This is a genomic window from Sphingosinicella sp. SM1-17, assembly GCF_056821765.1.
The window spans coordinates 1,903,649-1,927,451 of record NZ_JBPDIO010000001.1; the positions used below are offsets into that span (position 1 = coordinate 1,903,649).

A 23,803-nucleotide genomic window follows, 5' to 3' on the forward strand; every position below is an offset into this window, starting at 1 on the left:
CCTCGGTCGGAGAAGAAATCGGCGCTTCTCAGGGGCTGGCGTGACTCGTCCACCCATCAGGCAAGGCGTTCGAACGACGCAATCGGTATCCAATTGCCGGCCAATGTGCCGCTGACCCGCCGGATCAGTTCCCAACCGTCGTCCGCACCCGGCCGCCTGGCTGCCGCAACTGCTGCGCAGCGCGGTCGATCACGTCAGCGACAGCTTCTGCCTGGGTCATGAACAGCGCATGGCTGCCGGGCACCTCGGTGATGTCGGCGTTCATCCGCCGCGCCATGTGCAGCAGCATGCCCTCTCCGAAGGCCTTGTCTTCGCGACCGATCACGGCCCAGCTGGGCCTGGTGCGCCAGGCAGCTTCGCCGATCGGCGTGGCGAATACCGACATGTTGATCGGCACCTGCGAATCCCGCAGGAATGCGGCATCGCTGTCGCTCGCGTCGGCGGCGAAGGCTGCTTTGAACCTGTCCGGGTCGACGAAGCCGAAGCCATCGCCGTGCGTGTCGATGACGAACTCGCTTGCAGCGGGAAAGCCTTCATACTGCTCGGCCGTCGTTTCGCCGCTGTCGGGCGCGAGCGCCGAGACGTAGACGAGGCCCACCACCTTGGGATGGTTGCCCGCCTCGGTGATGACAGTGCCGCCCCAGCTATGTCCAACCAGGATCACACGCCCCGGCTGCCGATCGATGACCCGGCGGGTCGCAGCGACATCATCGTCGAGGGAGGTGAGCGGGTTCTGGACGATGGCGACGCGATAGCCTCTTCCAGTCAGTCGATCATAGACGCCGCGCCAGCCGGACCCGTCGGCGAATGCGCCATGGACCAGGACGACGCTGGGTCCGTCTTCACGCCCTTCGGCGGGCTGGGCATGGCCGGGATTGGCAAAAGCGAGTGCAGCCGCGGCGGCCAGGGTAATCGGAGGCATCTTGCTCGTCATGTCGGGTTCCTTCCTCGGAGAGCCGACGAAAGGTAGAAGGCGCAGGCACTGGTTGCCATCCGCCCACAATGTTAGGCTTGCTAACGATCTCCGTGAGGTGGACCAATGGATTCCCGTGGGCTTGAGGTGTTCGTCTGCGCGGTGCGCAAGGGCAGCCTTTCCGCCGCAGCCCGGCACCTCAGGCTCACGGCGATGTCCACCACCAGGCGCCTGGTGGCGTTGGAGGAGGAGCTGGGGGTTCGCCTGCTCCACCGTACGTCCCGCTCACTGGCGCTGACGCCCGAGGGCGAGGCTTTCCTTCCGTTCGCAAGCGAGATTCTCGACACGCAGGAAGCTGCGCGGGCGACCCTCAGTCCAACCGAAGGCGGCGCGACCGGACTGCTCCGGATCACGGCACCCGTGACCCTCGGCCGCAAGAGGATCATGCCGATCGTTCGCGAGCTGCTGGACGAAAACCCGCGACTGCGGATCGACCTGGACCTGAACGATGCCATGGTCGACATCGTCGCGTCCGGGGTGGACCTTGCCATCAGAATCGCGCCACTCAAGGATTCAGGTCTGATCGCCCGGCGGATCGCGGACAATCCCAAGCAGATCTATGCCGCACCAGAATATCTGGAGCGGCACGGCGCGCCCCGCACCATCGAAGATCTTGCAGATCACGAATGCCTGACGTGGACCAACTTCACCCGCTGGCAGTTCGTCGTCGATGGAAAGGAGCGGTCGGTACCGGTGAACGGCCGATTCTCGTCGAGCAGCGTCGACGGCTTCTTGTCAGCCTGCGTCGCCGGGCTCGGCTTGGCGCAACTCTCTGCCTGGGATGCACAGGACGAGGTCGCCAAGGGCAGGCTTGTGCCAGTGCCGATTGCGGGTGCCTCGCCGCGCGATCTCGCCATCTGGGCGGTGTTCCCGTCACGGCGGCAGGTCCTTCCCAAGCTTCGTGTCTTCCTGGACAGGTTCCAGAAAAGTCTGGGTTGACCTGTTGCTCGAACGTTGACCCGGGCCGGGAAGGGCGGCGCTCTGCCTTCCGGCGCCTGCAAGGCCGCCTGTTGCGACACTCTGGCAGCTGAACCGGGGACGGCGGCTGCTCGCGCAAGGAACACCCAAAGCTCTGGCGCCTCAGAGTCGACATAACGGTTCACGTTACATAGCTGCACCCATAGCGGCCATAGTAACGGCAGGAAGGGCGATCTACATCGTGGCCATTCAAGACCAGCAGAGGTTCCCATGGCCCAGAACGCCCTCTTCACCCCACTCCGTCTCGGTGCGCTCTCCCTCAGTCACCGGGTGATCATGGCCCCGCTCACCCGAATGCGCGCCCGGCAGCCCGGCGACGTTCCCTATGAGCTCAATGCCGAATATTACGGCCAGCGCGCCAGCCATGGCGGGCTCCTGATCAGCGAGGCGACCGACATTTCCCCTCAGGCGCATGGTTATCCCGGGGTGCCGGGCATCCATTCTGAGGATCAGATTTCGGGATGGCGCCTCGCGACCGATGCTGTCCACGCAAAGGGCGGCTTCTTCTTCAATCAGATCTGGCATGTCGGCCGAGTTTCGCATTCGTCGATGCAGCCGCAAGGTGCGCTCCCGGTCGCGCCGTCGGCGATCGCCGTCACCGGCGACCACATGGATGCTGAGGGTAAAGCGGTTCCATTCGAGACGCCGCGGGCGCTCGAGACCGACGAGATTGCGGCAATCATCAGCGATTTCGTCCAGGCCGCCCGCAACTCACGCGCCGCCGGCTTCGACGGCGTGGAGATCCACGGCGCGAATGGCTATCTGCTGGATCAGTTTCTGCACGATGGAAGCAATCACCGCACCGACCGCTATGGCGGATCGATCAAGGCTCGCGCGCGCCTGCTTCTCGAGGTGGTGGATGCCGTCGCGGCGGCGATCGGTAGAGATCGCGTAGGTGTTCGACTGTCGCCCTGGAGCGGAATCCTCGACATGAAGGATTCTGCCGGTCTCGCGCTGTGGGAGTATGTGACGAGCGAGCTTGGCAGGCGCGACATCGCCTATCTTCACCTGATCGAACCACGCGCCGACTTCACCGACGACGACAAGCCGCTCGACCTGGACGCGCCCGACGTCGCGTCGCTGTTCAAGAAGGCGTTCGGCGGCCCAATCATTTCTGCCGGCGGATTCGTTCCGGCCACCGCTGCAGCGGCCGTGACTTCCGGAGTGTCCGATGCCGTCGCCTTTGGCCGGGCATTCATCGCCAACCCGGACCTGCCCGATCGCATCCGCACAGGCGCTCCGCTCAATAGGCACGAGCGGGCGACCTTTTATGGCGGAGGCGCCGAAGGATACACCGATTATCCGTTTCTCCTTGCCGCGCAGGCCGCCTGACTGAAGCCGGTCCGGCCGGTCTCCTTGCAGCGCTCCCCCGGAAAGTTCGCTATCCGGTTTATGCGGTCGCCTGAGCGCTTAACGCGGCTCAAGCCGTCTCTCAGGCGATCCCCTGGGCCAGCGCCGCGCCTGGAGACGCTTGAACGGCGGCCGGCTCGGCCGGTTGCGCCGCGAGCCAGGCATGGACCGAAGCGACCACCTGGGCGCCGTCGCCGACGGCGGCGGCGACCCGCTTGACCGAAGCGGAGCGGACGTCGCCGACGGCGAAGATTCCGCGGCGGCTGGTTTCCAGCGGCAGCCGGCCCGCAGCGGCGGCCTCCCCAGTCAGGATGAAGCCGTTCGGATCAAGCGCAATGCCGGAGCTTCGCAGCCAATCGGTATTCGGTTCGGCGCCGATGAAGGAGAAGAGGAAGCGGGCCGGGCAATCGCGCTCGGCGCCGGACAAGCGCTCGCGCAACGAGACCGAAGCGAGCGCTGCCGGGTCGCCGTGAAGGGCCGCAATCTCGCAGCCGATCACGACCTCCACATTGGGCAGGCCCGAAATTCGGTCGATCAGGTAGCGCGACATGGTGTCTTCGAGCGGGCGGCGGGCGACGAGAGTGACCTTGCGCGACTGGCGGGCCAGGAAAACGGTGGCTTGGCCCGCCGAATTGCCGCCGCCGACGAGGACGACCGGCTGATCGGCCGCGAGATCGGCCTCAAGCGGCGAGGCCCAGTAATGAACGCAGGAGCCTTCGAACGCATCGAGCCGGTCGACGCCCAGCCGGCGATAACGGGCGCCGGTGGCGATCACGACGGCCCGAGCCCGGACGCTTTCGCCGTTTGCGAACTGGAGACGGCAGGGATCGTTGCCGCAGTCCAGCCGGACGGCCTCTTCCGGAATGGCCATTTCGACGCCGAACTTCTGCGCCTGGTTGAAGGCGCGCGCCATCAGGGCCATGCCCGAAATACCGGTCGGAAAGCCGAGATAGTTCTCGATCCGCGCCGATGCCCCGGCCTGACCGCCGAACGAGCGGCAATCGAGGGTGAGCACCGACAATCCCTCCGAGGCCGCATAGACGGAGGTCGCGAGGCCCGACGGGCCGGCGCCGACGACGACCAGGTCGTAGACCCGATCCGGATCGATCGGCCCGACGAGGCCGACACAGCGCGCCAGCTGAGCCTCGGTCGGGTTGCGAAGAAGCTCCCCCGCCGGGCACAGGACGATCGGGAGTTCCGTGGCGGCGACTTCGAACCGATCCACCAGGGTTCGGGCGCAGCCGTCATTCTCCGGATCCAGCTGCTCGTAGGGATGGCCGTTGCGCCGAAGGAAGTTGACGAGGCGGAGAAGGTCGGGATCGGCATGGCCGCCGACGATGATCGGTCCGGCACCGGCCGCGATCAGTCCCACCCGGCGAAGGATCAGCGCCCGCATGATCCGCTCGCCGAGCTCCGCCTCCGCGATCAGAAGGGCGCGCAGTCCCGCCGGCGGGACGGCGACCGCCTCGACATCGGTCACGGCGACTCCGTCGACGAGATAGGGCCGCCCGGACAGCTGGGCGAGCTCGCCCATGAAGTTGCCGGATTCGTGAACGGCGATCGGCTGAGTTCCACCCCGATGGCCCTGGGTCATGTCGACCCGGCCGGAAAGGACGAGCAACAGCCCGGGTCCGGCTTCGCCGGCACGAACGACGCTTTCGCCGGCACGGTAGCGGCGCGGCTCGCCGAACCGGGCGAGCCGCGTGCTTTCCGTCTCCGTCAGGCGCGGGAACATCTGCGCCCCGCGCTCCGCAACCAGCCGCTGACGAGCGTCGCTCATTCGGCCGGGACCGGTCCTGCCTGGACGACCGGCGAGGGGCCTTCGGAATCGAGTGGCTCGCCGCGAACGAAGGCCAGCAGGTCGCGGTTGATGATGTCGGGATGGGTCGTGCACATTCCGTGCGGAAGGCCGCGATAGGTGCGGAGCGTCCCATTGCTCAGCAAAGCGGCGGCAAGCGGCGCGGAATTGGCATAAGGCACGATCTGGTCGTCGTCGCCGTGCATCACCAGCACCGGAACCTCGATCGCCTTGAGATCGTCGGTGAAATCGGTTTCGGAAAAGGCCCTGATGCAGTCATGTTGCGCCTTGATCCCGCCCATCATGCCCTGCCTCCACCAGTTGCGGATGACACCTTCGCTGACCGTCGCTCCGGGCCGGTTGAAGCCGTAGAAGGGGCCGGTCGGGATATCGAGATAGAATTGGGCGCGGTTGGCGGCGAGCGCCGCCCGGAAGCCGTCAAAGACCTCGATCGGCAGTCCGTCCGGGTTGGAGTCCTTGCGGACCATGACCGGCGGAACCGCTCCGATCAGAACGGCCCTGGCGACCCGGCCGGGTTCGGCCCGGGCGACATAATGGGCGACTTCGCCGCCGCCCGTCGAATGGCCGACATGGACCACGGCCCGGAGATCCAAGGCGGCGACGAGCTCGGCGACGTCGGCGGCATAAGTGTCCATCTCATTGCCCGAGTCGGTCTGGCTCGACCGGCCGTGCCCGCGCCGGTCATGGGCGATGACCCGATAGCCCTGGCCCAGGAAGAACAGCATCTGATTGTCCCAGTCGTCGGCGCTGAGCGGCCAGCCATGATGGAACATGACCGGCTGAGCGTCCTTCGGACCCCAGTCCTTGAAGAAGATCTGGGTGCCGTCGGTGGTGGTGATCGCGGGCATTGAGCTCTCCCGTGCAAGAGGCGTCCGGCCGGCAGGACCGGTGCTGGTCTCGTGAAGGGGCCGAAAGGCGGGCACGGACGCCGCCCGTCGAACTCGATCGACTCGCTCGCGCGACGATCCGAAGCCTAGCAGGGATGATGTTGCCTGGCGATGACAGCGCGAGCGCGAGGTCATCCGGAGCGACCGCCGCCTTGCCAGGGACGGGTCGGCCAAACGAGCTTTTCCACCATCCGGTGGCACAAGGCGCATCGAGGAGGGTTTCGAAGAGGACGGCTCCGAGCGGCACTTTTGCCGAAGGCGCAAGGAGGAACGGCGATGGCGGGCGAGTTGCACGTTGGATCGAACGTCCAATGGAATTGGGGCCCCGGCGTGGGCGAAGGCAGGATCGAGGAGCGGTTCGAACGGCGGGTACAGAGAACGATCAAGGGCACGCGGGTCGTCAAGAACGGATCGGCCGACAATCCCGCCTTCCTGATCCGTCAGTCCGACGGCGACCAGGTCCTGAAGCTGGCGAGTGAGCTCGAGCCGGCCAAATAGGAACCCGGGATGGGCGACCGCCAGCAGGACTATCTTCTCGACCAGCCGCCGGCGAGCCGGGCAGGGGCCTTCCAGCTTCTGAACGTCGGCCGGATCTATCTGGAGCCGGCGGTCGAGGATTTTCCGCGCGGCCGCGAAATACTTGCCCGCTTCCCCGATGCGGAGCGGATCGAGGTCGCCTCGCACTGGAAGATACCGGAGCTTCACGGCAATGCCGGCCTTGCCGAGGACTGGCTCCGGATCAAGCGGGACACGCTCGTGCTGGGGGTCAAGAAGGGGCTGGGAATGCGGCCCAACGGGCGATCCGCGGATTTCATCGCGCCTTCCACTTCCAACGGCTGCGCCATGGCCTGCGCCTATTGCTACGTTCCGCGGCGGAAGGGCTATGCCAATCCGATCAGCGTGTTCGTCAACATCGAGGAGATCGGCCGGGCGATTGCCCGCCATGCCGGTCGGCAGCCGCCGAAAGCGCCCAACCAGGTCGATCCCGAGCGCTGGGTCTATGATCTCGGCGAGAATGGCGACCTTTCGGCCGATGCCCTGATCTCCGACAATGTCCGCGATCTCGTCGCCCTATTCAGGAGCCTTCCCAACGCCAAGGGCAGCTTCGCCACCAAGTTCGTCAATCCGGACCTGCTTTCCTACCGTCCGGAGGGCGCCACCCGGATCCGGATGTCGCTGATGCCGGCGCGGGTGGCGAAGATCGTCGACGTCAGGACCTCACCGATCGCGGACCGGATCGCCTTCATCGATGAACTGGTCGGCGCAGGCTACGAGGTCCATGTCAATTTTTCCCCGGTCATCGTTCATGACGGCTGGGAAGAGGAGTGGGGGCAACTGTTCGAGCAGCTGGCCCGAAGCCTCTCGGCCGCGGCCAGGCGGCAGCTGAAGGCGGAGGTGATCTTCCTCACCCACAATGCGCAGCTGCACGAAGTCAATCTGAGCTGGCATCCCAGGGCCGAGGAACTGCTCTGGCGGCCGGACCTGCAGGAGCGGAAATGGTCGCAGAGCGGACAGCGGAACGTCCGCTACCGATCGGCGAGCAAGCGGGCCTATCTGGAACGGTTCAAGGAAGCGCTCCGGAATCACCTGCCCGAATGCGAGATCCGCTACGCCTTCTAGGCGCCGCGGCCGATCATTAGGAACAGGACCGCGACGAGGATGGCCGCGGTCTGAAGCATGACGCGCTGGCGCATCAGCGACTGCGAACGGCTGCCGTCGAAAGCCTTGCCCTGGGCCATTCCGATCACGCCTTTCACGAGCACGTAAAGGGTGGCGATCGCGAGAAGAAGAATGAGGATGAGGAGGAAGCTTTGCATGATCCGAAGATAGGCATCTGTATCCTGATTTTCATCTGGGAGAGGCCGTAAAAAGCGAGCGAAGACAGATATTTATTGATCCGATGAAGTCACCGCCCGGATCAGCTTTTCAAGGGTGGCGGAGGAGGATTCGCCATCGGTCCGGACGATCAGGTCGCTGAAGGCGCGGCGGTCGTAGCCCTGGGCCAGCATCTCGCGGATCCTCCGCTTTTCCCAAGGCGTGAACGCGCGGCCGCGCGCGGAATCGACCGTTGCCTCATAGCTCGCGGCGAGGGTGACGAAAGTCGTCGCTACCCCTCGATCCGAAAGGTGGCGGCGATAATAGATCCATTCGAAACAGCGCAGCGGATAGGAGACGACGACCAGATCCCGCCGCTCCAGCTTCGCAAGCGTTTCGGCCAGAGTCCCTCGGCAGGTGGAAAGCGCCGTCGCATACCAGGGCCGGGGCGGCCGCTGATGATCGTCGCCTTCGACATGAAGGCCGCCGAGCGCGCCGGCCAGCGCCCTTCCGATCGTGCTCTTGCCGGCGCCGATCGCTCCGGAAAGGAAGATGACGCGCTTGGGGGAGCGGATCGCGCTGTTGCCGGCTTCGGTCTGCAACGAAAAGGTGGATCCTCAGCTGCGGATCAGCCCTTCTAACACGGGCCTGCGGCAGGCGCGAGCGGATGGCGGGAGAGCGTACGTCGAGGAGTCGGCGCCGGCGGTGCCGGCGCCGACTCCGATCGCTCAGAAGCGCAGGCCGAGGCCGGCCACCACCTGGTTGGTGGTCGCATCGCCATAGGAGCCGTCGCCGACGTCCTTGTAGCGGGAGCGGCGATATTCGACTCGTCCTTCGAGCGGCCCGGGGAGCTGAACTTGAAGGCCGCCGCCGAAGCGGATGCCGCCGGCATTCTCCTCGAGCTCGTCGAGCGAGCCGGAGGACGTGAAGGCGGTGGTGCTCAGCGACGTGTAGCCGATCTTGCCATAAGCGGCGATTCCAGGGGTCAGGGCCACGCCGGCCCGGGCACCGACATAATATTGGCCATCGGCCTCGAGGCTTTCGCGCGCTCCGGAGAAGCTGTCGGGAAAGCGGGTCGAGCCGCCGCTGGTCGACAGCTCGCCCTCGACTCCGACAAAGGCATTGCCGAGGCTGAGATCGTAGCCGGCATTGACGCCGTAGACCGCCGAACTGGCGTCGGCCCGGACCGAACCGTCCGAGGATTCGACCTTGATGCCTTCGTAGCCGGCGATCGCTCCGACATGGAAACCGCTTTGCGCCAGGGCCGGGGTCGCGGCGGTGCCGGCGAAAAGGCCGGCAAGGATGATCAACTTCTTCATTGGAAAGCCTTCCTCTGGTGGATGCGCCCGCAAGTCCCCGCTCCCGGCTTGCCGCAACATGAACCGGGAGGCGAAGCGAGGGGCGGACGCGACGACTGGCCGGGTCGCCGCGATGGTCTGCCGCTGCACTCGAACCGACAATTGGTTGGCAAGCTCCGGCACCAGCCGGAGCGCAAGGCCAGCTCGCCTGATGAGACTATCGAACAAGCGGCACTCGGGAGCGGGCGCACGCCTTCGCGCCCGCTCCCTTCGTGGCAACCTCCGGTCAGCCGCGGCGGCGGTTGCCGTCCCGGCGCTCGAAACGGAGCTGATGGCGAACCGCATTCACCTGCCTCTCGAGCTGCGCGACCTCGGCGCGATCGAGCCCATTGCGGCTGTAACGGTTCAGCGACCGCTGCAGGTTGAGCGTGCTCCGGCGAAGCTTCGAAGCCTCCCGCTGCGAGATCGCCCGCCGCTGGGCGGAGCGCTGGATCTGATTTTCGAGCTGGCTGATATCGTTCTGGATCTGGCGCTGGACGGAAGCGGAACCGCGCCAGTTCTGGGCCGTGGCCGGGGCTGCAACCAGGGTGACGGCGGCCAGCGAAACGATGAGGGTCTTGATACGCATGTTACGCTCCTTCTCTGTGGGCAAGAGTAGACCTATCGCAGCCGTGATTTTACGGGGCTGAATGCCGCAGTCAGCCGATCGACAAGGTTGTATCGACTTGTCGCGCGGTTCCGGAGGGGAGGAGGGGGAAAGGAAGCGAAGCCCGAAGGCTCGGGCTGACGGGTCAGCGGGTTGGATCTGCGGTCGGGCCGGACCGCAGTCCGCCGCGCAAAACGTCAGCGTTTCAACCGCTTGAACTCCGCTTCCCGGTTGTTCGTCCTATATTGGGACTCGTGAGGGAACATTTTGCCGAGCCGACAGTCTTGGCTTCGCCAACCGGGAGACGACGATGGAATTGAGGCTTGTCGTTGCTTATGGTCTGATCGTTCTGCTGGCGATCTTGGCAGGCGTCTTCACCGCCGTGGTCGTTCGCAGGCGCCGTATCCACCGGCTTCGGATGAGTGGACGCGGGCGCTACAAGCGGCCGCCGATCGCCGGAATGCCGCCGGCTTGAGATCGGATCGGCTGATCGGCCCGAGTGTCGAGCTCGTCCTTCTTCGCTAACATTGGCGGGCGAGCCCGCTGACGCCCTCGGATGGCAGCCGGTCGCGGCCTGATCCCATGGACCGGCTGAGCGAGGCGCGGAGCAGATCAACCACTAGCAGATGGATCGATGGCGGCTGGCGTGGCCTCGCCGCGGCGCCTGAACCAGGGCTCGCCGGTGCGTTCCATCACCGTCAGTTCATCCGGAAAGCATCGGCCCTGGAACGCCACGACGTCGTCGAGCGTGCCTCGGAGCCACAGCTCATATTCCTCTTCGTGGAGAAGGACAGGCATCCGGTCGTGGACCGGCCGGATCACTTCGTTGCAGTCGGTCATCAGCCCGGAATAGACCGGCCCCCATTCATCCGAAGCCTTCCACATTCCCGCCCAGGCGAAGATCGGCCGGTCGCGGACGCTGAACCAGGTCCGGGTCTTGGATCCCTTCTCGCCTTCCGCCTCGCAGAAGCCGGTGAGCGGAATGATGCAGCGATGCTCCGGCTTTCCCGCGATGAACCGCCACATGAAGCTGGAAAGATCGGCGATATTGTTGACCGGCTTGGGCTTGGTTCCCGGCTTCATCGACTTGAGCCTGAGCGGAAATCCCCAGGTCATCGACTGGAGGATCCGCTCGCCGCCCTCCTCGCGAACGACCATGCCCTGGCCGCCGGGATAGACCTCGCCCGGGCCGGCATTGAAGTTGAGCGGCATCTGGGCCCGGAAATGGGCCGCAATCTCGGCAGCGCTCTTCCGCGTCGTGTAGAGGTTGCACATGCCGTCAGGATAGCAGGTGCATCAGGCCGGCCAAGTCGGTGTCGGCAGCGCCGCCTTCCCGCGATGCTGACGGCAGCGGCAGTTCGGGGGTCGGCGCGGGCCTTTTCGAGCGCTTTCCCGCCGAGGTCTTGAATGTCGCCGCCAAAGCAGGGAGAGTGAGGCTGTGCCACGACTGCGCGCCCGGCGTTTCCGAAGGCTGCCGATCGCTATCCTGTTTTGCGGAATGGCGGCGGGCACGTTGCTGGCCGTTCCGATCGCCCGGACCATCGACCAGTCGATCGCGCGGAAGGGGCTCTCGCCTCGCCCCTATCAGCCGCAAGCGCCCGGATCGGAGGACGAGAGAGCGATCGGCTTTGCCGTTTCCGCCGCCATGGGCGTGCGTGATCGCGGTGATTGCCAGTCCCTCTCGCCTCGTCACCGACAGGCTTGCTGGTCCTATGTCGAATGGCGGCACCGGGACGAGGCTCTGGCGAAGTAGGAGATCTACGGCAATCGGCGGTGTTCATGCCGCAGGTGGATCGGGATGGCGTCGAGGCAGAGATTCGGGATGGCGTCGGAGCAGAGATCAGGCGCCCCATATCTCGCGGGCGACCCGGACGAAGTTGAGCCCCATGACCTTCTCAATCCGAGATTGAGCGTAGCCGCGCGCCTCCAGCAGGCGGATGAGCATCCGGAACTGGTCCGGTCCGGTGAGGCCCTGAACGAAAGGCAAAGTCCCGGGATTCTCGCCCGCTGCGCCGATGCCGGCTGCTCGGCGACGTTCGATTTCCTGGGCGATCCGGGCGCGGTAGGCGGGCAGGTCGTCGATCTCGGTGGTTCCGCCGTCGGTTCCGATCCCGACATGATCTTCGCCGCAAATCCTGACGGCATGGTCGACATGCGCGACGACGTCCTCAGGCTCGGCGACGCTGTCCGGACTGAGGAAGGGCATGAAATAGATTCCGACGAAGCCGCCGCGCTCCGCCACCAGACGAAGCTCCCTGTCACTCTTGTTCCTTGGAAGGTCGGCGAGCGCCCGGCAGCCGGTATGGGTGATGGCTACCGGCTGGCTCGAGTGGGTCGTGGCCTCCAGGCAGGTGCGCTCGCCGCTATGGGACAGGTCGATCATCACTCGGTTGCGATTGAGCGCTTCGACGACTTCGCGTCCGAAGGCGCTGAGGCCCTGGTTTCGTGGCGACATCGCGCCGTCGCCGATCTGGTTCGGCCCGTTATAGGTGAGCTGGATGATCCGGACGCCGAGGTCCGCGAAGATATCCGCCCGGGTCGGATCGTCACCCATCATCGCGCCATTCTGGAAGCCGTAGATCACGCCGATCCGGCGCTCGTCCCGAGCGCGGAGAATGTCTCCGGCAGTGAGCACCTTCAACAGGTCGGACGAATGGTGGCGGAGCCGAGAGTCCCATCGGGCAATGTCGCGCACGCTGTGCTCGAACGGGTCGCTGTCGCCGGCGACATAGCCGAGTGTGACGTTGACCGCGTCCATCCCGGAGGCCCTGGCGTCCGCAATCAAGCGGGCTTCGAGAGTCCGGCTGGCGGCGCCCGCTCCCCGCGGGGCGTTGGGGTCGAGGAATCCACCCAGCGCGTTGACGATCAGCATGTCGCGCCCAGCCCGCTGCGACGGGGCCAGTGTCGCCGCGCCCGTTATCGCGGCACCGGCCAGGGACAGGAAATCGCGCCGGCCGACGCGGAAACGGTCACTCATGGGGCGAAGCCTCTTCACTGGCGGAGGGGCGGTAATCGGATCGATCGAAGCGGCGGCCGCGCTTGACGGTGAACAGGACACTTCGAACGTTGGCGATATCGGCAGCCGGATCGCGTTCCAGCACCAGCAGATTGGCGGCGAAACCAGGCGCCACCACGCCCATCGTTTCGCCTTGCCCAAGGCTCATCGCGCCGACCTGGGTAGCCGACCGGATCGCCTCGATCGGAGACAGGCCGGCGCGGGTGACGAGCAGCTCAAGTTCGTCGAACAGGGCGGGAAAGTCGGAATCCACCGGAGTCTCGCCATCCGAACCTGCCGCAACGAGGACGCCCTCGCGAAAGGCCTGGCCGGTCAGCCGTGCGGCGAGATCGAACGTACAATCCGCGCTCCGGCTCGCCGCGACGGCATTGCGCTCGGCAGCCCTGGCAACGAACAGGGTTGCATCCAGGACGATCCCCCGGCGCCGCATCTCCCGAAACAGCTCGGCAAGGATCGGATGGTCGCCGCCGAGGAAGAAGGAGGGATCGATGGGGACGCGTTCGCCGTGCCGCTGCGGCCGTCTCTCCAGCGCCTGATAGGCGAGGTAGCAGCTGTGCGAAATCGAGTTCGGATCGGCCGAGACCACGTCCGCGGGCGGGGTCGGGAAGACCATGCCGTGGGCCCAGACTCCCAGTCCCTGGCGCCTCGCCTCCGAGGAGAGCTGCCGTACCAGGTGCGGCGGAAGGTCCGAATAGATTTTGAGAGCGGTTGCGCCCGTGCTTCGGGCCCTGGCGATCGCCGCCGGAATGTCGGTCGATTCGTCGATCGCCTGTGCCCAGGGCGCCTCGCCGGGTCTCCAGCCCGCGCTGGCCGCCCGCACACGCGGGTCGTCGAAGAAGCTCGGTCCGGCGACGACAGCCGCGAAATGGAGGTCGGGCCCGGCAATCTCCCCCGCCCGAGCGGCTCGGTCCAGTTCCGCGACAATTCGGGCATCGCCCGCCATGATTCGTGTCGCGACGATTCCGCTATACAGCTGACGACGGAGCAATTGCTCCGCTCGGCTTCGATCCGCTGGCGGCTGGAAGTGCTGGTGGCTGTCGATCAGGCCGGGAAGCAGGAAACGTCCAGAAAGGTCGACGACCTGCGCACCTTCCAGGCTTGCTGGAGCCAGTTGCGAGTCCGGCAGCACGGCTTCGATCCGCTCGCCCCGGGTGATGACGGCCATGTCCGGCTGCGGCGCTGTGCCGGATCCGTCGATAAGCGTGGCCCCACGATAGACGATCCGGTCGGCTTGGAGTTCGGAAGAAGCCATCGCCCCGACATCAACGGTCAGAGCGAGCCAGCAGATCAGAAGCACTCGGCCCAGCTGCAGCATCAGCCCAGATTATCACAGGCGGCCGCGGTCACAAAGGCTGCGCGGTGGAGGATCACAGCCGTGTCGCCGGCGACAGCTGCGGCGATCGGCGGCCAGCTGGCCCGATCAGGCAGCGGCGCTTCGACTGCGCAGGGCGAGGTGGATGCGTTCGTCGAGGCTCAGCGCTTCAGGATCGTGAGAAGGCCGCCGGCCGCGGAGCCGAGCGCGAGCCCGATTCCGATGCCAAGCGCGAGATTGTCGATCGCCACGCCGATCGCAGTTCCAACCCCCACGCCAATCGGAAGACCAAGAGCTACGTAGTTCGCGGACGGCGCCCCGTCGCTGTCCGGTCTGGATGATCGATCCGTCACTGATCTTCTCCTGGTCCTGTGAAAGTCGCGGCCCGCTCCGGTTGCGGACAGGGCAAGTCCGGCCATTCAGTGCACAGGAGTTTGGAACGAATGTTTGCCGGTTGCCAGCCCAGGCCGGCGGTGAGATACAAAAAAGGGGCGGAGTCCGCCTGGCCTGGACATGGGGGTCCGGGACCATCCCGGGGGGAGGGGTGCCAATGCGAGCCGGGACGCGTTCGTTGCCGATCGTAGGGGGAGCAGCGCGATGAGCCGCCTGCGCCAGACGACCTTGTGCGTTCCGCTCGAGGTCAAGCCCGAAAGCTGCAGCCGGCTTTCCGCGCTCATCACCGAACTCCGGCTCGAGGTGGAGGAAAGCGGCGAAGGCTATCGAATGATCTCCACCCAGGTGCCGACGCTTCACTTCATGTCGATGAGCGTCTTCCCGCACCAGGAATATGACCCGATCTTCATCCTGGAGGCCAATTTCGACGGGGCCCCGGGCGTATTCTGGGGGCAGATGGAGGCTGCGTTCGGCGAGTCGCTCCGGGCGATGCTGCGCTGCTGCAAGCGGCCGCTCGACGGGGACGGGCCGCTTTACGACTCCGTCACCGAACCCGACAGCCGATCACCGGTGGCGCCTTATCTGGAGGCGCGAACCCAGCGGCCGAGCGTGTTCCATCACGGCAATCGCGGGCTGGACCGCGACCGGATCCTCGCCGACTGGCAATTGTTCAAGTCGATCCGGGACGAGCTCGATCCGGCGCAAGGGCCGAGCCCCTATCGCGGCATTCCCGCCGAGCAGGCCAGGCGCAAGCTGCGCGACCACCTGATCGGCGCCTATCCCTGGCTGGCGGAAAAGAAGCCGCGCCGCATCGGGCTCGGCGAAGGGCTTGCCGACATCGCCAAGCTGCTGCTGTTTATCGCCGTTGCCGTGCTTGCGCTTTCGCTGCCCGGCCTGCTGCTTTCCGCCTTGCTTCCGGACCGGAGCTATTTCCTGCTGATGGCAGGATTGACACTGCTCTCGCTGCTGCTCGTCTGGCGGGTGAGGCGCGGCCTTCCGGGAACCGAAGTGGAAGGCAGCAAGCTGCCCCGAATCCGGCTGGCCTATATCCTGATCCTGCTGGCCGGGATCGCAGTCTACGGCCTGCTCGCCACCGCGCTGCTGCTGCCGATCGCGGTCGGCGGGAGCCTCGTCCTCGACTGGATCGGCGCCGGCGAGTCGACCAGCTTCGCCGAGGCGTGGCGACCGGTCGCCCGAACGGTCATGTTCGGGCTTGCCGGCCTGCTCGTCACCGTTCCGTTGCTGCTGCTCTGGATCCGTTATCTCGAGCGGCGCGATTCTTCCAGCGAGGCCCCGCATGTCGACGAACGGGTGCTTCGCGAAATGGTCCGGCGCGAGGACTGGATCGCGCAGAATCACATGGGCTCGATCGTCCTGATCAAGCCGGGCGTGCTTCGCTCCATCGTCATTCGTGCCGGCCATCTCGGGCTCGGCCTGCTGCTCCGGGTGAAGGCGCGCGACGGCTATCTCGGGAGCATGCGCACCGTCCATTTCGCCCATTGGGCGTTTCTCAACAATGGCAGCCGGCTGCTCTTCTTCAGCAATTTCGACCATAGCTGGGATTCCTATCTCGACGACTTCATCGAAAAGGCCGCCAAGGGGCTGACGATCGCCTGGGGCTGCGGAGTCGGCTTCCCGCCGGCGCGATTCCTGCTGCTCGACGGCGCCGCCCATGGCCGCCAGTTCAAGAATTGGGCGCTGGCGTCCCGAACGGTCACGCGGTTCTGGTACAGCGCCTATCGCGAGCTCACCGTCGACCAGATCGAGCGCAACCACCGGATCGCCAACGGGCTGCGCCCGCAGCGGCTCAGTGAAAGCCAGGCGCGCGCCTGGATGAGGGATCTTTGACCATGGCGGAAGGCAAGGGAAGCTGGAAGCTGGCGCCGGCAATCGCCGAGCAGACCCAGGGGATCGTCGTCACCGGCTTCGGCACCCTTCCCACCGGGCGGGCCCTGTTCATCGAACTGGGCGGCCCGGGCGGCGACTGGCTGAAGAGCCTGAGCGAAGTCGCGCCGATCACCCATGCCGTGCCGCCGCGGCAGGGCGAACGCCAGGACCGGGCGGCGGCGATCGCCTTCACCTGGACGGGGCTCGAGCGGATGGGCCTCAGCGAGACGGCGCTCGCCTCCTTCGCCCGCCCGTTCCGGGAAGGGATGATGCAGGAGGATCGCCTTCGCCGGCTCGGCGACCGGCGCAAGGGCGAGTGGCTGCAAACGGTGATCGCAGGTGGGCCGCGCTGGAGCGCCAACACGCCGCCGGCCGAGGAGCGCTCGGCGCCGGGTCGGATCGGCGCCTTTGACGTTCCGGTCGGCGATCCGGGCCTTCCGCCCGAACCCACGCCGATCACGGTCCACGCCTTGCTGCTCCTCTACGCCCGGGACGAAGCGGATGCGGAGATTTGGTGCAAAGAGGTGGATACCGTGCTCGGCCGGCACGGCGCCGGGGTGGTTCACCGACTGCCGCTGGTGCTCGATCCCAATCATCTCGGAATCAGCAACGAGCATTTCGGCTTTGCCGACGGGCTTTCGCAGCCCGAACCCCATGACCCGCAAGCCGTCACCCTGGGAGGTGCGCCGGCGCCCCGGGATCCGGTCCAGGGGGTGCCGCTTGGCGAGTTCCTGTTCGGCTATGTCAACGGGCACCGTGAACCCGCGCCCGGACCGGTCGTTCCCGGCGAGGATCCGCGGTCGATTGCCGCCGGGCTTACGCCCCACCGCTCCGCCGAGGGCTTCTTCGACCTCGGGCTCAACGGCAGCTATCTGGTAGTGCGGGAGCTCAAGCAGGACGTCGCCGCCTTCTGGAATTCGATGGACGCCAATGCGGCAAGGATTCGCGAGCAGGACCCCGATCATTCGGCGCATGTGACGGCCGAATGGCTCGCCGAGCGCGTCGTCGGGCGAAGCCGCGAGGGGCACCTGCTCTGTCCGGGCGGCTATAGGGCGGCGGCGGCCGATGGCCTTCCCGACAATCGGTTCCTGTTCAGCGCGGACGATCCGCACGGCGTCGGCTGCCCGGCGGGGTCGCACGTCCGTCGTGCCAATCCGCGCGATGCGCTCGCGCCAATTCCCGACGGGCGCGACGGATTCCCGGACCCTTCCAGGGTGACACAGGACGCTCGACAGACCCTCCTCGACTCCGCGAACAATCACCGGATCCTGCGGCGCGGGCGCAAATATGGGGAGAAGATCGCCGACGAACGGAGGGACGATGGCGAAGATCGCGGCCTCCTGTTCATGTGCCTCAACACCGACATTGCCCGCCAGTTCGAGTTCGTCCAGCAGACTTGGCTGTTCAATTCCAACTTCGCGACCCTGTTGGACGAGACCGACCCGCTGATCGGCCCGGCTGGGCGGATGACGATCCGCGAGGAGCCGCTTCGCCGAACCGTCCACGTCGAAACCTTCGTCCGACTGGTCGGGGGCGATTATTTCTTCGTCCCGAGCCTTCCGGCCCTGAATTATCTGGGGATGCTGTGAGCGAGCCCGAACGCCCGCCGGTGCTTCGCGAAACGCCGGCGGCGAAGAAGTGGATCAGGCAGCGGATCATGGCGCTGATGCCGGCCGGATTCCGACTGCTGCGCCGATTCAGGCCGATCCTTCGGATCGGATCCACCTATGTGGTCACCCTTCATGACGACGTGCGCGAAGTCTTCCGCAACGACTCCGCCTTCGCCGTGCCCTATTGGGGCAAGCTCCAGGTCATCACCGCCGGCGAGCCCTTCTTCCTGGGCATGGGCGACACGCCGGACTATCGCGCCGGGCTCGACGCCATGCTTCGGGTGTTCCGGCCGGACGACCTGCTTGCTCTGGCCGAACGCTCGGAAAGCCTCGCCGAGGAACAGGTTCGAAGGGCAGGGGGCAGAATCGAGGTCGTCCAGATGGTGCGCGACGTCACCTTCCGGATGATCGGCGACTATCTCGGAATCCCCGAGCCGGCCGATGGCGATCTCCAGATCTGGGCGACCCGGCTGTTCGAATTCCAGTTCGCCGATCCCAAGGACGATCCGGCGCTTCGGGCGGAGGTGGACGCGATCGTCCCGTCGCTCCATGCCCATGTCGATTCCGAGATTGCCCGTCGCAAGTCGGCGGGCGAGGCGAAGGACGACGTGCTGGGCCGCTGCCTCGAACTGCAGTCGGCCGGAGTGCCGGGCTATGGCGATGTCGAGATCCGGACCGCTTTGGTCTGCATGATCGTGGGCGGGCCGCCGCAGCCGCCGATGGTGGTTCCGCAGGCGCTCGAGCAGCTGTTGAGGCGGCCGGAAGCGCTGGCGATCGCCCGATCGGCGGCCCGAACGGGAGATGACGGGCGGCTCCATGACGTCGTGATGGAGGCGATGCGCTTCGATCCGCTTGCCCCCGGCCTGCCGCGGATCGCGCTGAGGGACGCGGTCATCGCCAGGGGAACCAAGCGCGAAACCGCGGTTGCGAAGGGCAGCATTGTGATTGCCGCCTTCGCCTCGGCGATGATGGACAAGCGCCGTCTGCGCGACCCCGAACGGTTCGATTCGAGCCGGCGACCACACGAATATGTCCATTTCGGCCATGGCCTGCACCAATGTTTCGGCCGGCACATCAACCATGCCACTCTTCACCGAATGCTGAAGCCGCTTCTCCGACAGGATGGCCTGAGGCGAGCGTCCGGACGCGCCGGGCGACTGACCAAGAACGGCCCATTTGCGGAGCGGCTCTGGGTGTGTGTCGGGCCGACCGCTTGAGCGTCGGGACGCTGAGCACAGCTGCCGCGACGCGCGAGAATCCTGCGCGTCTCGCCGGAGCCTCACGTGCGGATGAAGGTCGCTACTGAAACGGCGAGACGAGGGCGCGGCGCCGATCGGGAGCCAGGCGTCGCTGGCCGCGAAGGTTTCCGCGTTCAGCCTGAGGAGATGAAGGATCAGGCCGGCGGCCATAACCCGGTAGATCCGCGACAGACGAACAGGTCATAGGCGAGCGCGACGATGAGCCGGGCAAGGATCAGCGGCTGCCAGATCAGGGCGTTGTCGAACGAGAAGCGCGACCAGGCGACCGACGCCGACCACGGCGATCGAGTAGGTTGCGATCAGCATCGCTCGCTTGTGCAGGTCAGGCCGCTTTCGACGGATTAGTGCCAGCAAGAGAAACGCGGCGAAGAACAGCATGTCGACGAGCGGGAACAGGACAAAGGCCGCGCCGGCGTCGGGATCATCCATTCGCTCCCCGAAGCGTTGGGCGAGGAAGCCTGCGGCATAGACACCGAAAGCGGCGGTCGCAAAGCCGAACCGGCAAGCCAGGGACCCATCCTGAAGTGCAGGGCTGCGTGACCGGTCATGACCAGGCCTGCTTGAGCGATGTAGAAGAGGAGCCAAAGCATGAACAAGGCGGCGTGGAGGTGAATCAGCCAGAAGCGGGTTGACGGATCAGGCGCTGCGCCGGTCACTGCCACGAAATATTGCGGCCAGAAGCCCGCAACGGCGAGCGCGAGTAGAGCCAGACCGAGGAGAGTATAAAACGGCGATCGACGAAGTCGGCGGCGAAGTCCTGAAGGCTTAACGGAACGCACTGCAATCGTGCTCATCAGCCCTCCATGTCCGACATAGCAGGGTTCGACCCGAGAACCCAGCACAGCATCGGCCAGTCGAGTCAATCTTTTCGTAATCTCCTGATCTTAATGCTCGATGCGGGGAATAAGGGAGGGGGCATGCTGAGGCGGATTTCGCGCCACGAGCTGAAGCTCGGAATGTTCATCCACAGCTTCGATTCCTCATGGCTCGACCATCCCTTCTGGCGCGGCAAGTTCCTGCTCACCGACCCCGCCGATCTTCAGGCGCTTCGAGAGAGCCGGGTTCAGATCGTCCTAATCGACGATGAAAAGGGGATCGGACCCGACGAGACAAGCGAGGTGACTGTAGCTCCCGCTGAACCACAACCCGAGGCACATCTTGTCCAGCCGCTTCGAGCGGTTCCGGGGGATCGGCCGGTTCGTCCAGAGCCTCCATCCCGGCTCGCCCCGAACTCGCGCGAGAAGCAGCCGTTCGAGCGTTCGGCGCAGACCTTGAAGGCGCTGCGACGGCCGATGCTGCAGTTGCTTGACGACGTTCGCCTGGGTCGTGCGATCGACATGAACGGCGTGGTCCCGATGGTGGAGGAAGTCTCGAGCGCCCTCGACCAAAGCTCGGACGCGCTGATCAGCCTCAGTAGAATTCGAAGCAAGGACCAATATACCTATATTCATTCGGTCGCCGTCTGCGCGCTGCTGATCAACCTCGGCCGACAGATGAACCTCGATGAGCGGGAGGTGCGCGACCTCGGTACGGCGGGCCTGCTTCACGATGTCGGCAAGGTGTTCATGCCGGACCAGGTGCTGAAAAAGCCGAGCCGGCTCAGCGAAGTCGAGATTGCCCTGATGCGAACGCACACAAGGCGTGGCCATGAGGCGCTGAAGGCCACTCCAGGAATACCGGACATCGCGCTCGATGTCTGCCTCCACCATCATGAGAAGATGGACGGCACCGGCTATCCTTATGGTTTGAAAGGCGGCGAAATCAGCCTTCACGCACGGATGGGTGCCGTATGCGACGTCTACGACGCGATCACCTCCAATCGCCCGTACAAGTCTGCGGCGGGACCGGCGGAAACGATCGCGGACATGTATCGCTGGCAGGGGCATTTCGACGAGGCGGTGATCGGCGCATTCGTCAAGAGCGTCGGCATCTTTCCGGTGGGAAGCCTCGTCAGGCTCGCCTCCGACCGGCTCGGATTGGTCATCGGTCAGAACCACGCGGACCTTACCCGGCCGATCGTGCGGATCTTCTACTCGATCCTCGACCGGCGCAGGCTCACAGCCGTCGATCTGGACCTGTTGAAGGCGGCAGGCGACCAGATCCTGTCACGCGAAGACCCGCGCAAATGGGGCTTCACGGACTGGGACGAACATTGGGTCAAGCTGATCAGGCAACCCTCACGAACCGCAGAGCGCGACGAGATGGCGGCCTGAGTCACGGCCCACGAAAGGGGTTTCGCCCGGCGCCCCGCCTGTTCGCTCTCGACCTTCAATAAACGGCGGCCGTCTCGCTGACGACGAGCTGGGCGTGCTCGGATCGGCACCAAGCGTCCAGTTCTTCGCGAAGCACCGGCCACAGCTCGGTGCTCAGTGAGGCGCCTTGCGCCGCCACGCTTCCTCAGTCGGAAGTAAGGCGGTGAGCACCCCCATCGCCAGCTCGAGCTTGAACGAGCCGCCGGGGCCGGTCACCACAAACTCTTCCTTCCACTGCGGTCGAAAACTGAACATCGCCCTCGCTTTCTTGCGGGCTCCCCAAGCTGGAGCAAGCCGGCCGCTGGCAGGCCGGCGGCCAATCTACACCAACTAGTGAATTGAGGCACGATCGAGGCTGAGGAAAGCTGGTCCGGACAAGCCCTCGTTCCGGAGCTGCCCATGCGCGCAATCCTTATTTTCCTCGCCTTCCTCCCGCTCCCGGCGGCTGCCCAGCCGGAGGCATCCGACCGAGCCACCGTGGTGGTCGAATGGGGACACCGTTCACGCGATCATGTCATTGCCAACCGGTCGATCTGGCCGTGCCGGGACAATGTCTGTTCCGGACGTTTGGCTGACCGGCCCCAGGCGCGCCAGCGCGCTTGCCGCGAAATCCGGCGCTTTGCTCATCGGGTGGTGAGCCTGGAAACCGCCTCGGGCCGGATGGAGGCGGAAGAGCTGGCGCGCTGCAACCGCTGAACGGCGGAGATCAGGCCGCCCGGCGAGGCCGCTCCGCGGTGGCCAGCATTGGCCTGGGCGCCGAAAGCAGCGATCGCGCTGCCGCTGCCGCCGCCTCGGCATAAGCGGGATTCCGGTGAACGAGGATCTGGGCGATGGCGCCGTCGAGCAGCACCATCAGCGCCTGTGCCAGGACCGTGCTGTCGGGGCGCTGTTCGGCGTCGAGCAGATCCCTGAACCAGCGTTCGAAGGCGGCCTTGTGCCGGCGGGCGGCGACGGCGGCGGGATGGCCGGGCAGGGCGGCGAGTTCGCAGGCCGCCCGAAGAAAGCCGCAACCGCGCCAGGCGCGGTCGAGCGCGGATTCGCCGAGGCGCAGCATCATTCGCTCGATCCGGTCGGCAACCGTGCCGCTTTCCCCGGCCCAGGTTCGGTAGCGTTCCATTACCGGGCCGTGGCGGGCGTCGAGATAGGCGCCCATCAGGTCGTCCTTCGACCGGAAATGGTAGTAGAGCGTCTTCTTGGTCACGCCGGCGGCTTCGGCGATCCGCTCCATGCTGACCGCGCTGAAGCTTTCGGCGTAGAAGAGTTGGTCGGCTGCGGCGATGATCCTTTCGCGGGTGGCGGCGGCGCTTCGAGTCACGGTTTCGGCTCCTCCAGCGGATGGATCCGAACAGTGCGGCCTGGAATCCGGCGTGTAAACTCACCGTTCAGTGTAGTTTCGGCGATATCGGCGTCGTCGCCCTGGCAAGCCAATCGACTGGCAATCGGAAGGGGAGCGGCTCGCCGCCGGCGCAACCGCTCTCCGACCTGTGGCAGTCAGCGCGTGCCGGCCCGGCTGCGCTCCAGGCATTCGTGGACCCGTTCGGCGACCCGTTCGCTGCTGCCGCCGCGGCTTTGCGCCTGCGTTCGACAGACCGCTTCGGGCGAGCTGGCCTGCGCCGTGCGCCAGGTGTCGAGCAGAGCGCCGAAGCGGGAAGAAAGGCGAGTGCGTCCGTCCGCGGTCTGGAACGGTACGGCGAGCGAGGTGCGCGCCGCCAGTTCCCGTCCTGCCGGGATCCGGGCTCGGCTGCCGGTGATGAACCCGGCGAAGACTCCGACCGCGATGATCCCGCCGACGGTCGCGAGCGTATTGCCTTCGCCTTCCTGATAATATTCGCCCTCGATCGGGATCCGGGTTCCGTCGAGATCGAGATAGCGAAGCGCGATCCGCATCTTGCCGGACTTGCCGAAGGCGCCCCGGCCGGTGCGCCAGGTCACTTCGCCGACCGCCCGAGTTCCCCGGGGGATGACGACATGGTCGCCAATCCGCGTATCCGTCGCGGTCGACAAAGTGAAAGTGTCGCCCGCCCGCTGCGTGGTACTGGTGATCTCCGTATTCATCGAAAGCAGGATTTCGGTGTTCGCCGGAAGTTCGGTCTCCAGCACTGCCGGCAAGGCTGGTGGCGCGATCTCGGCCTGTAGCGATGCCGGCGACATATTTTCCTGGGCCGCGCCGGGCTCCTGAGCGAAGACAGGCGAAGTAACGAGCACGGCGATAATCGCCGCACCGACGGTCCTTGTCATGTTTTGATCCCCCCCTTTTGTACGGGGGCAAGGCTATCCTACTTCAATCCCTAGTCAAGCGATTGAATAA

26 protein-coding genes are annotated in these 23,803 nt (G+C 65.8%); 11 read left to right on the plus strand and 15 right to left on the minus strand.

All coding sequences use genetic code 11. From position 1 onward, the window contains the following. Nucleotides 1-124: 124 nt before the first annotated feature. Complete coding sequence (locus ACRYLT_RS09475) at nucleotides 125-934, minus strand: alpha/beta fold hydrolase (RefSeq protein WP_482663843.1); 810 nt, start codon at nucleotides 932-934, stop codon at nucleotides 125-127. Nucleotides 935-1,039: 105 nt separating this feature from the next. On the opposite strand from ACRYLT_RS09475, the gene ACRYLT_RS09480 reads away from it, so the two are divergent. Continuing rightward, nucleotides 1,040-1,912, plus strand: a complete 873-nt coding sequence (locus tag ACRYLT_RS09480) for a LysR family transcriptional regulator (protein WP_482663844.1) — start codon at nucleotides 1,040-1,042, stop codon at nucleotides 1,910-1,912. A 249-nt stretch (nucleotides 1,913-2,161) separates the two neighbouring features. After that, nucleotides 2,162-3,283 (plus strand): alkene reductase, encoded by a 1,122-nt coding sequence (locus tag ACRYLT_RS09485; RefSeq protein WP_482663845.1) that lies wholly within the window; start codon nucleotides 2,162-2,164, stop codon nucleotides 3,281-3,283. A gap of 100 nt (nucleotides 3,284-3,383) precedes the next feature. On the opposite strand, the gene ACRYLT_RS09490 is transcribed toward ACRYLT_RS09485, so the two are convergent. Next, nucleotides 3,384-5,081 (minus strand): FAD-dependent oxidoreductase, encoded by a 1,698-nt coding sequence (locus ACRYLT_RS09490; RefSeq protein WP_482663846.1) that lies wholly within the window; start codon nucleotides 5,079-5,081, stop codon nucleotides 3,384-3,386. Further along, nucleotides 5,078-5,968 carry an alpha/beta fold hydrolase gene (locus tag ACRYLT_RS09495; protein WP_482663847.1) on the minus strand — a complete coding sequence of 297 codons (891 nt, stop codon included), beginning with the start codon at nucleotides 5,966-5,968 and terminating at the stop codon, nucleotides 5,078-5,080. Before ACRYLT_RS09495 ends, ACRYLT_RS09490 begins: the two co-directional genes overlap by 4 nt. Nucleotides 5,969-6,283: 315 nt before the next feature. On the opposite strand from ACRYLT_RS09495, the gene ACRYLT_RS09500 reads away from it, so the two are divergent. Then, nucleotides 6,284-6,505: a hypervirulence associated TUDOR domain-containing protein gene (locus ACRYLT_RS09500; RefSeq protein ID WP_482663848.1), complete on the plus strand. Its 222-nt coding sequence runs from the start codon at nucleotides 6,284-6,286 to the stop codon at nucleotides 6,503-6,505. 9 nt (nucleotides 6,506-6,514) lie between these two features. Continuing rightward, on the plus strand, nucleotides 6,515-7,627 hold the full coding sequence (locus tag ACRYLT_RS09505) for a spore photoproduct lyase family protein (RefSeq protein ID WP_482663849.1): 1,113 nt from the start codon (nucleotides 6,515-6,517) through the stop codon (nucleotides 7,625-7,627). Here the strand turns inward: ACRYLT_RS09505 and ACRYLT_RS09510 are convergent. The 4 genes from ACRYLT_RS09510 to ACRYLT_RS09525 all read right to left on the minus strand — a co-directional run bounded on the left by ACRYLT_RS09510 (nucleotide 7,624) and on the right by ACRYLT_RS09525 (nucleotide 9,748). Then, nucleotides 7,624-7,824 carry an HIG1 domain-containing protein gene (locus tag ACRYLT_RS09510; RefSeq protein ID WP_482663850.1) on the minus strand — a complete coding sequence of 67 codons (201 nt, stop codon included), beginning with the start codon at nucleotides 7,822-7,824 and terminating at the stop codon, nucleotides 7,624-7,626. The genes ACRYLT_RS09505 and ACRYLT_RS09510 overlap by 4 nt on opposite strands. Nucleotides 7,825-7,896: 72 nt before the next feature. Then, complete coding sequence (locus ACRYLT_RS09515; RefSeq protein WP_482663851.1) at nucleotides 7,897-8,424, minus strand: hypothetical protein; 528 nt, start codon at nucleotides 8,422-8,424, stop codon at nucleotides 7,897-7,899. A 126-nt stretch (nucleotides 8,425-8,550) separates the two neighbouring features. Continuing rightward, entirely contained in the window at nucleotides 8,551-9,141 is a 591-nt protein-coding gene (locus ACRYLT_RS09520) for an outer membrane protein (protein ID WP_482663852.1), read from the minus strand. A 265-nt stretch (nucleotides 9,142-9,406) separates the two neighbouring features. After that, a complete protein-coding gene (locus ACRYLT_RS09525; RefSeq protein WP_482663853.1) occupies nucleotides 9,407-9,748 on the minus strand; it encodes a hypothetical protein in 342 nt (113 codons plus the stop codon). Between the two features lie 328 nt (nucleotides 9,749-10,076). On the opposite strand from ACRYLT_RS09525, the gene ACRYLT_RS09530 reads away from it, so the two are divergent. Further along, nucleotides 10,077-10,241 carry a hypothetical protein gene (locus ACRYLT_RS09530; protein ID WP_482663854.1) on the plus strand — a complete coding sequence of 55 codons (165 nt, stop codon included), beginning with the start codon at nucleotides 10,077-10,079 and terminating at the stop codon, nucleotides 10,239-10,241. A gap of 137 nt (nucleotides 10,242-10,378) precedes the next feature. Here ACRYLT_RS09530 and ACRYLT_RS09535 read toward each other — a convergent pair whose 3' ends face one another. Next, the gene (locus ACRYLT_RS09535; protein WP_482663855.1) at nucleotides 10,379-11,041 is read right to left on the minus strand and encodes an SOS response-associated peptidase; all 663 of its coding nucleotides are present in this window, start codon (nucleotides 11,039-11,041) and stop codon (nucleotides 10,379-10,381) included. A 163-nt stretch (nucleotides 11,042-11,204) separates the two neighbouring features. On the opposite strand from ACRYLT_RS09535, the gene ACRYLT_RS09540 reads away from it, so the two are divergent. Beyond that, nucleotides 11,205-11,519, plus strand: a complete 315-nt coding sequence (locus ACRYLT_RS09540; RefSeq protein ID WP_482663856.1) for a hypothetical protein — start codon at nucleotides 11,205-11,207, stop codon at nucleotides 11,517-11,519. Between the two features lie 87 nt (nucleotides 11,520-11,606). Here ACRYLT_RS09540 and ACRYLT_RS09545 read toward each other — a convergent pair whose 3' ends face one another. The 3 genes from ACRYLT_RS09545 to ACRYLT_RS09555 form a co-directional block, all read right to left on the minus strand. Then, on the minus strand, nucleotides 11,607-12,743 hold the full coding sequence (locus tag ACRYLT_RS09545) for a dipeptidase (protein ID WP_482663857.1): 1,137 nt from the start codon (nucleotides 12,741-12,743) through the stop codon (nucleotides 11,607-11,609). Then, a complete protein-coding gene (locus tag ACRYLT_RS09550; protein ID WP_482663858.1) occupies nucleotides 12,736-14,097 on the minus strand; it encodes an amidohydrolase family protein in 1,362 nt (453 codons plus the stop codon). The genes ACRYLT_RS09545 and ACRYLT_RS09550 overlap by 8 nt, the downstream gene beginning before the upstream one ends. Nucleotides 14,098-14,255: 158 nt before the next feature. Next, complete coding sequence (locus tag ACRYLT_RS09555) at nucleotides 14,256-14,447, minus strand: glycine zipper domain-containing protein (RefSeq protein ID WP_482663859.1); 192 nt, start codon at nucleotides 14,445-14,447, stop codon at nucleotides 14,256-14,258. 244 nt (nucleotides 14,448-14,691) lie between these two features. Here ACRYLT_RS09555 and ACRYLT_RS09560 point away from each other — a divergent pair, with 244 nt between their 5' ends. Genes ACRYLT_RS09560 through ACRYLT_RS09570 form a run of 3 tightly spaced genes read left to right on the plus strand, consistent with a single transcriptional unit; the run spans nucleotide 14,692 to nucleotide 19,201 of the window. Further along, a complete protein-coding gene (locus ACRYLT_RS09560) occupies nucleotides 14,692-16,335 on the plus strand; it encodes a hypothetical protein (protein WP_482663860.1) in 1,644 nt (547 codons plus the stop codon). A 2-nt stretch (nucleotides 16,336-16,337) separates the two neighbouring features. Further along, nucleotides 16,338-17,963 carry a Dyp-type peroxidase gene (locus ACRYLT_RS09565; RefSeq protein WP_482663861.1) on the plus strand — a complete coding sequence of 542 codons (1,626 nt, stop codon included), beginning with the start codon at nucleotides 16,338-16,340 and terminating at the stop codon, nucleotides 17,961-17,963. Further along, nucleotides 17,960-19,201, plus strand: a complete 1,242-nt coding sequence (locus tag ACRYLT_RS09570; RefSeq protein WP_482663862.1) for a cytochrome P450 — start codon at nucleotides 17,960-17,962, stop codon at nucleotides 19,199-19,201. Before ACRYLT_RS09565 ends, ACRYLT_RS09570 begins: the two co-directional genes overlap by 4 nt. Nucleotides 19,202-19,423: 222 nt before the next feature. Here the strand turns inward: ACRYLT_RS09570 and ACRYLT_RS09575 are convergent, their stop codons facing one another. After that, a complete protein-coding gene (locus ACRYLT_RS09575) occupies nucleotides 19,424-19,672 on the minus strand; it encodes a hypothetical protein (protein ID WP_482663863.1) in 249 nt (82 codons plus the stop codon). Between the two features lie 488 nt (nucleotides 19,673-20,160). On the opposite strand from ACRYLT_RS09575, the gene ACRYLT_RS09580 reads away from it, so the two are divergent. Next, nucleotides 20,161-21,456: a cyclic di-GMP phosphodiesterase gene (locus tag ACRYLT_RS09580; RefSeq protein WP_482663864.1), complete on the plus strand. Its 1,296-nt coding sequence runs from the start codon at nucleotides 20,161-20,163 to the stop codon at nucleotides 21,454-21,456. A 153-nt stretch (nucleotides 21,457-21,609) separates the two neighbouring features. Here the strand turns inward: ACRYLT_RS09580 and ACRYLT_RS09585 are convergent, their stop codons facing one another. Next, nucleotides 21,610-21,750, minus strand: a complete 141-nt coding sequence (locus ACRYLT_RS09585; protein ID WP_482663865.1) for a hypothetical protein — start codon at nucleotides 21,748-21,750, stop codon at nucleotides 21,610-21,612. A 144-nt stretch (nucleotides 21,751-21,894) separates the two neighbouring features. Between ACRYLT_RS09585 and ACRYLT_RS09590 the strand changes: the two genes are divergently transcribed. Beyond that, on the plus strand, nucleotides 21,895-22,191 hold the full coding sequence (locus tag ACRYLT_RS09590; protein ID WP_482663866.1) for a DUF8200 family protein: 297 nt from the start codon (nucleotides 21,895-21,897) through the stop codon (nucleotides 22,189-22,191). A gap of 10 nt (nucleotides 22,192-22,201) precedes the next feature. Here ACRYLT_RS09590 and ACRYLT_RS09595 read toward each other — a convergent pair whose 3' ends face one another. Together ACRYLT_RS09595 and ACRYLT_RS09600 are read right to left on the minus strand one after the other, a co-directional pair. After that, complete coding sequence (locus ACRYLT_RS09595) at nucleotides 22,202-22,810, minus strand: TetR/AcrR family transcriptional regulator (RefSeq protein ID WP_482663867.1); 609 nt, start codon at nucleotides 22,808-22,810, stop codon at nucleotides 22,202-22,204. A gap of 176 nt (nucleotides 22,811-22,986) precedes the next feature. Further along, a complete protein-coding gene (locus tag ACRYLT_RS09600; RefSeq protein WP_482663868.1) occupies nucleotides 22,987-23,733 on the minus strand; it encodes a hypothetical protein in 747 nt (248 codons plus the stop codon). Between the last annotated feature and the right edge of the window lie 70 nt (nucleotides 23,734-23,803).

What these genes read in the sequence shown, in the direction of transcription:
- ACRYLT_RS09475 (WP_482663843.1), bottom strand. Translation starts at nt 934, where the DNA reads ATGACGAGCAAGATGCCTCCGATTACCCTGGCCGCCGCGGCTGCACTC.
- ACRYLT_RS09480 (WP_482663844.1), top strand. Translation starts at nt 1,040, where the DNA reads ATGGATTCCCGTGGGCTTGAGGTGTTCGTCTGCGCGGTGCGCAAGGGC.
- ACRYLT_RS09485 (WP_482663845.1), top strand. Translation starts at nt 2,162, where the DNA reads ATGGCCCAGAACGCCCTCTTCACCCCACTCCGTCTCGGTGCGCTCTCC.
- ACRYLT_RS09490 (WP_482663846.1), bottom strand. Translation starts at nt 5,081, where the DNA reads ATGAGCGACGCTCGTCAGCGGCTGGTTGCGGAGCGCGGGGCGCAGATG.
- ACRYLT_RS09495 (WP_482663847.1), bottom strand. Translation starts at nt 5,968, where the DNA reads ATGCCCGCGATCACCACCACCGACGGCACCCAGATCTTCTTCAAGGAC.
- ACRYLT_RS09500 (WP_482663848.1), top strand. Translation starts at nt 6,284, where the DNA reads ATGGCGGGCGAGTTGCACGTTGGATCGAACGTCCAATGGAATTGGGGC.
- ACRYLT_RS09505 (WP_482663849.1), top strand. Translation starts at nt 6,515, where the DNA reads ATGGGCGACCGCCAGCAGGACTATCTTCTCGACCAGCCGCCGGCGAGC.
- ACRYLT_RS09510 (WP_482663850.1), bottom strand. Translation starts at nt 7,824, where the DNA reads ATGCAAAGCTTCCTCCTCATCCTCATTCTTCTTCTCGCGATCGCCACC.
- ACRYLT_RS09520 (WP_482663852.1), bottom strand. Translation starts at nt 9,141, where the DNA reads ATGAAGAAGTTGATCATCCTTGCCGGCCTTTTCGCCGGCACCGCCGCG.
- ACRYLT_RS09525 (WP_482663853.1), bottom strand. Translation starts at nt 9,748, where the DNA reads ATGCGTATCAAGACCCTCATCGTTTCGCTGGCCGCCGTCACCCTGGTT.
- ACRYLT_RS09530 (WP_482663854.1), top strand. Translation starts at nt 10,077, where the DNA reads ATGGAATTGAGGCTTGTCGTTGCTTATGGTCTGATCGTTCTGCTGGCG.
- ACRYLT_RS09535 (WP_482663855.1), bottom strand. Translation starts at nt 11,041, where the DNA reads ATGTGCAACCTCTACACGACGCGGAAGAGCGCTGCCGAGATTGCGGCC.
- ACRYLT_RS09545 (WP_482663857.1), bottom strand. Translation starts at nt 12,743, where the DNA reads ATGAGTGACCGTTTCCGCGTCGGCCGGCGCGATTTCCTGTCCCTGGCC.
- ACRYLT_RS09550 (WP_482663858.1), bottom strand. Translation starts at nt 14,097, where the DNA reads ATGCTGCAGCTGGGCCGAGTGCTTCTGATCTGCTGGCTCGCTCTGACC.
- ACRYLT_RS09560 (WP_482663860.1), top strand. Translation starts at nt 14,692, where the DNA reads ATGAGCCGCCTGCGCCAGACGACCTTGTGCGTTCCGCTCGAGGTCAAG.
- ACRYLT_RS09565 (WP_482663861.1), top strand. Translation starts at nt 16,338, where the DNA reads ATGGCGGAAGGCAAGGGAAGCTGGAAGCTGGCGCCGGCAATCGCCGAG.
- ACRYLT_RS09575 (WP_482663863.1), bottom strand. Translation starts at nt 19,672, where the DNA reads ATGGATGATCCCGACGCCGGCGCGGCCTTTGTCCTGTTCCCGCTCGTC.
- ACRYLT_RS09580 (WP_482663864.1), top strand. Translation starts at nt 20,161, where the DNA reads ATGCTGAGGCGGATTTCGCGCCACGAGCTGAAGCTCGGAATGTTCATC.
- ACRYLT_RS09585 (WP_482663865.1), bottom strand. Translation starts at nt 21,750, where the DNA reads ATGTTCAGTTTTCGACCGCAGTGGAAGGAAGAGTTTGTGGTGACCGGC.
- ACRYLT_RS09590 (WP_482663866.1), top strand. Translation starts at nt 21,895, where the DNA reads ATGCGCGCAATCCTTATTTTCCTCGCCTTCCTCCCGCTCCCGGCGGCT.
- ACRYLT_RS09600 (WP_482663868.1), bottom strand. Translation starts at nt 23,733, where the DNA reads ATGACAAGGACCGTCGGTGCGGCGATTATCGCCGTGCTCGTTACTTCG.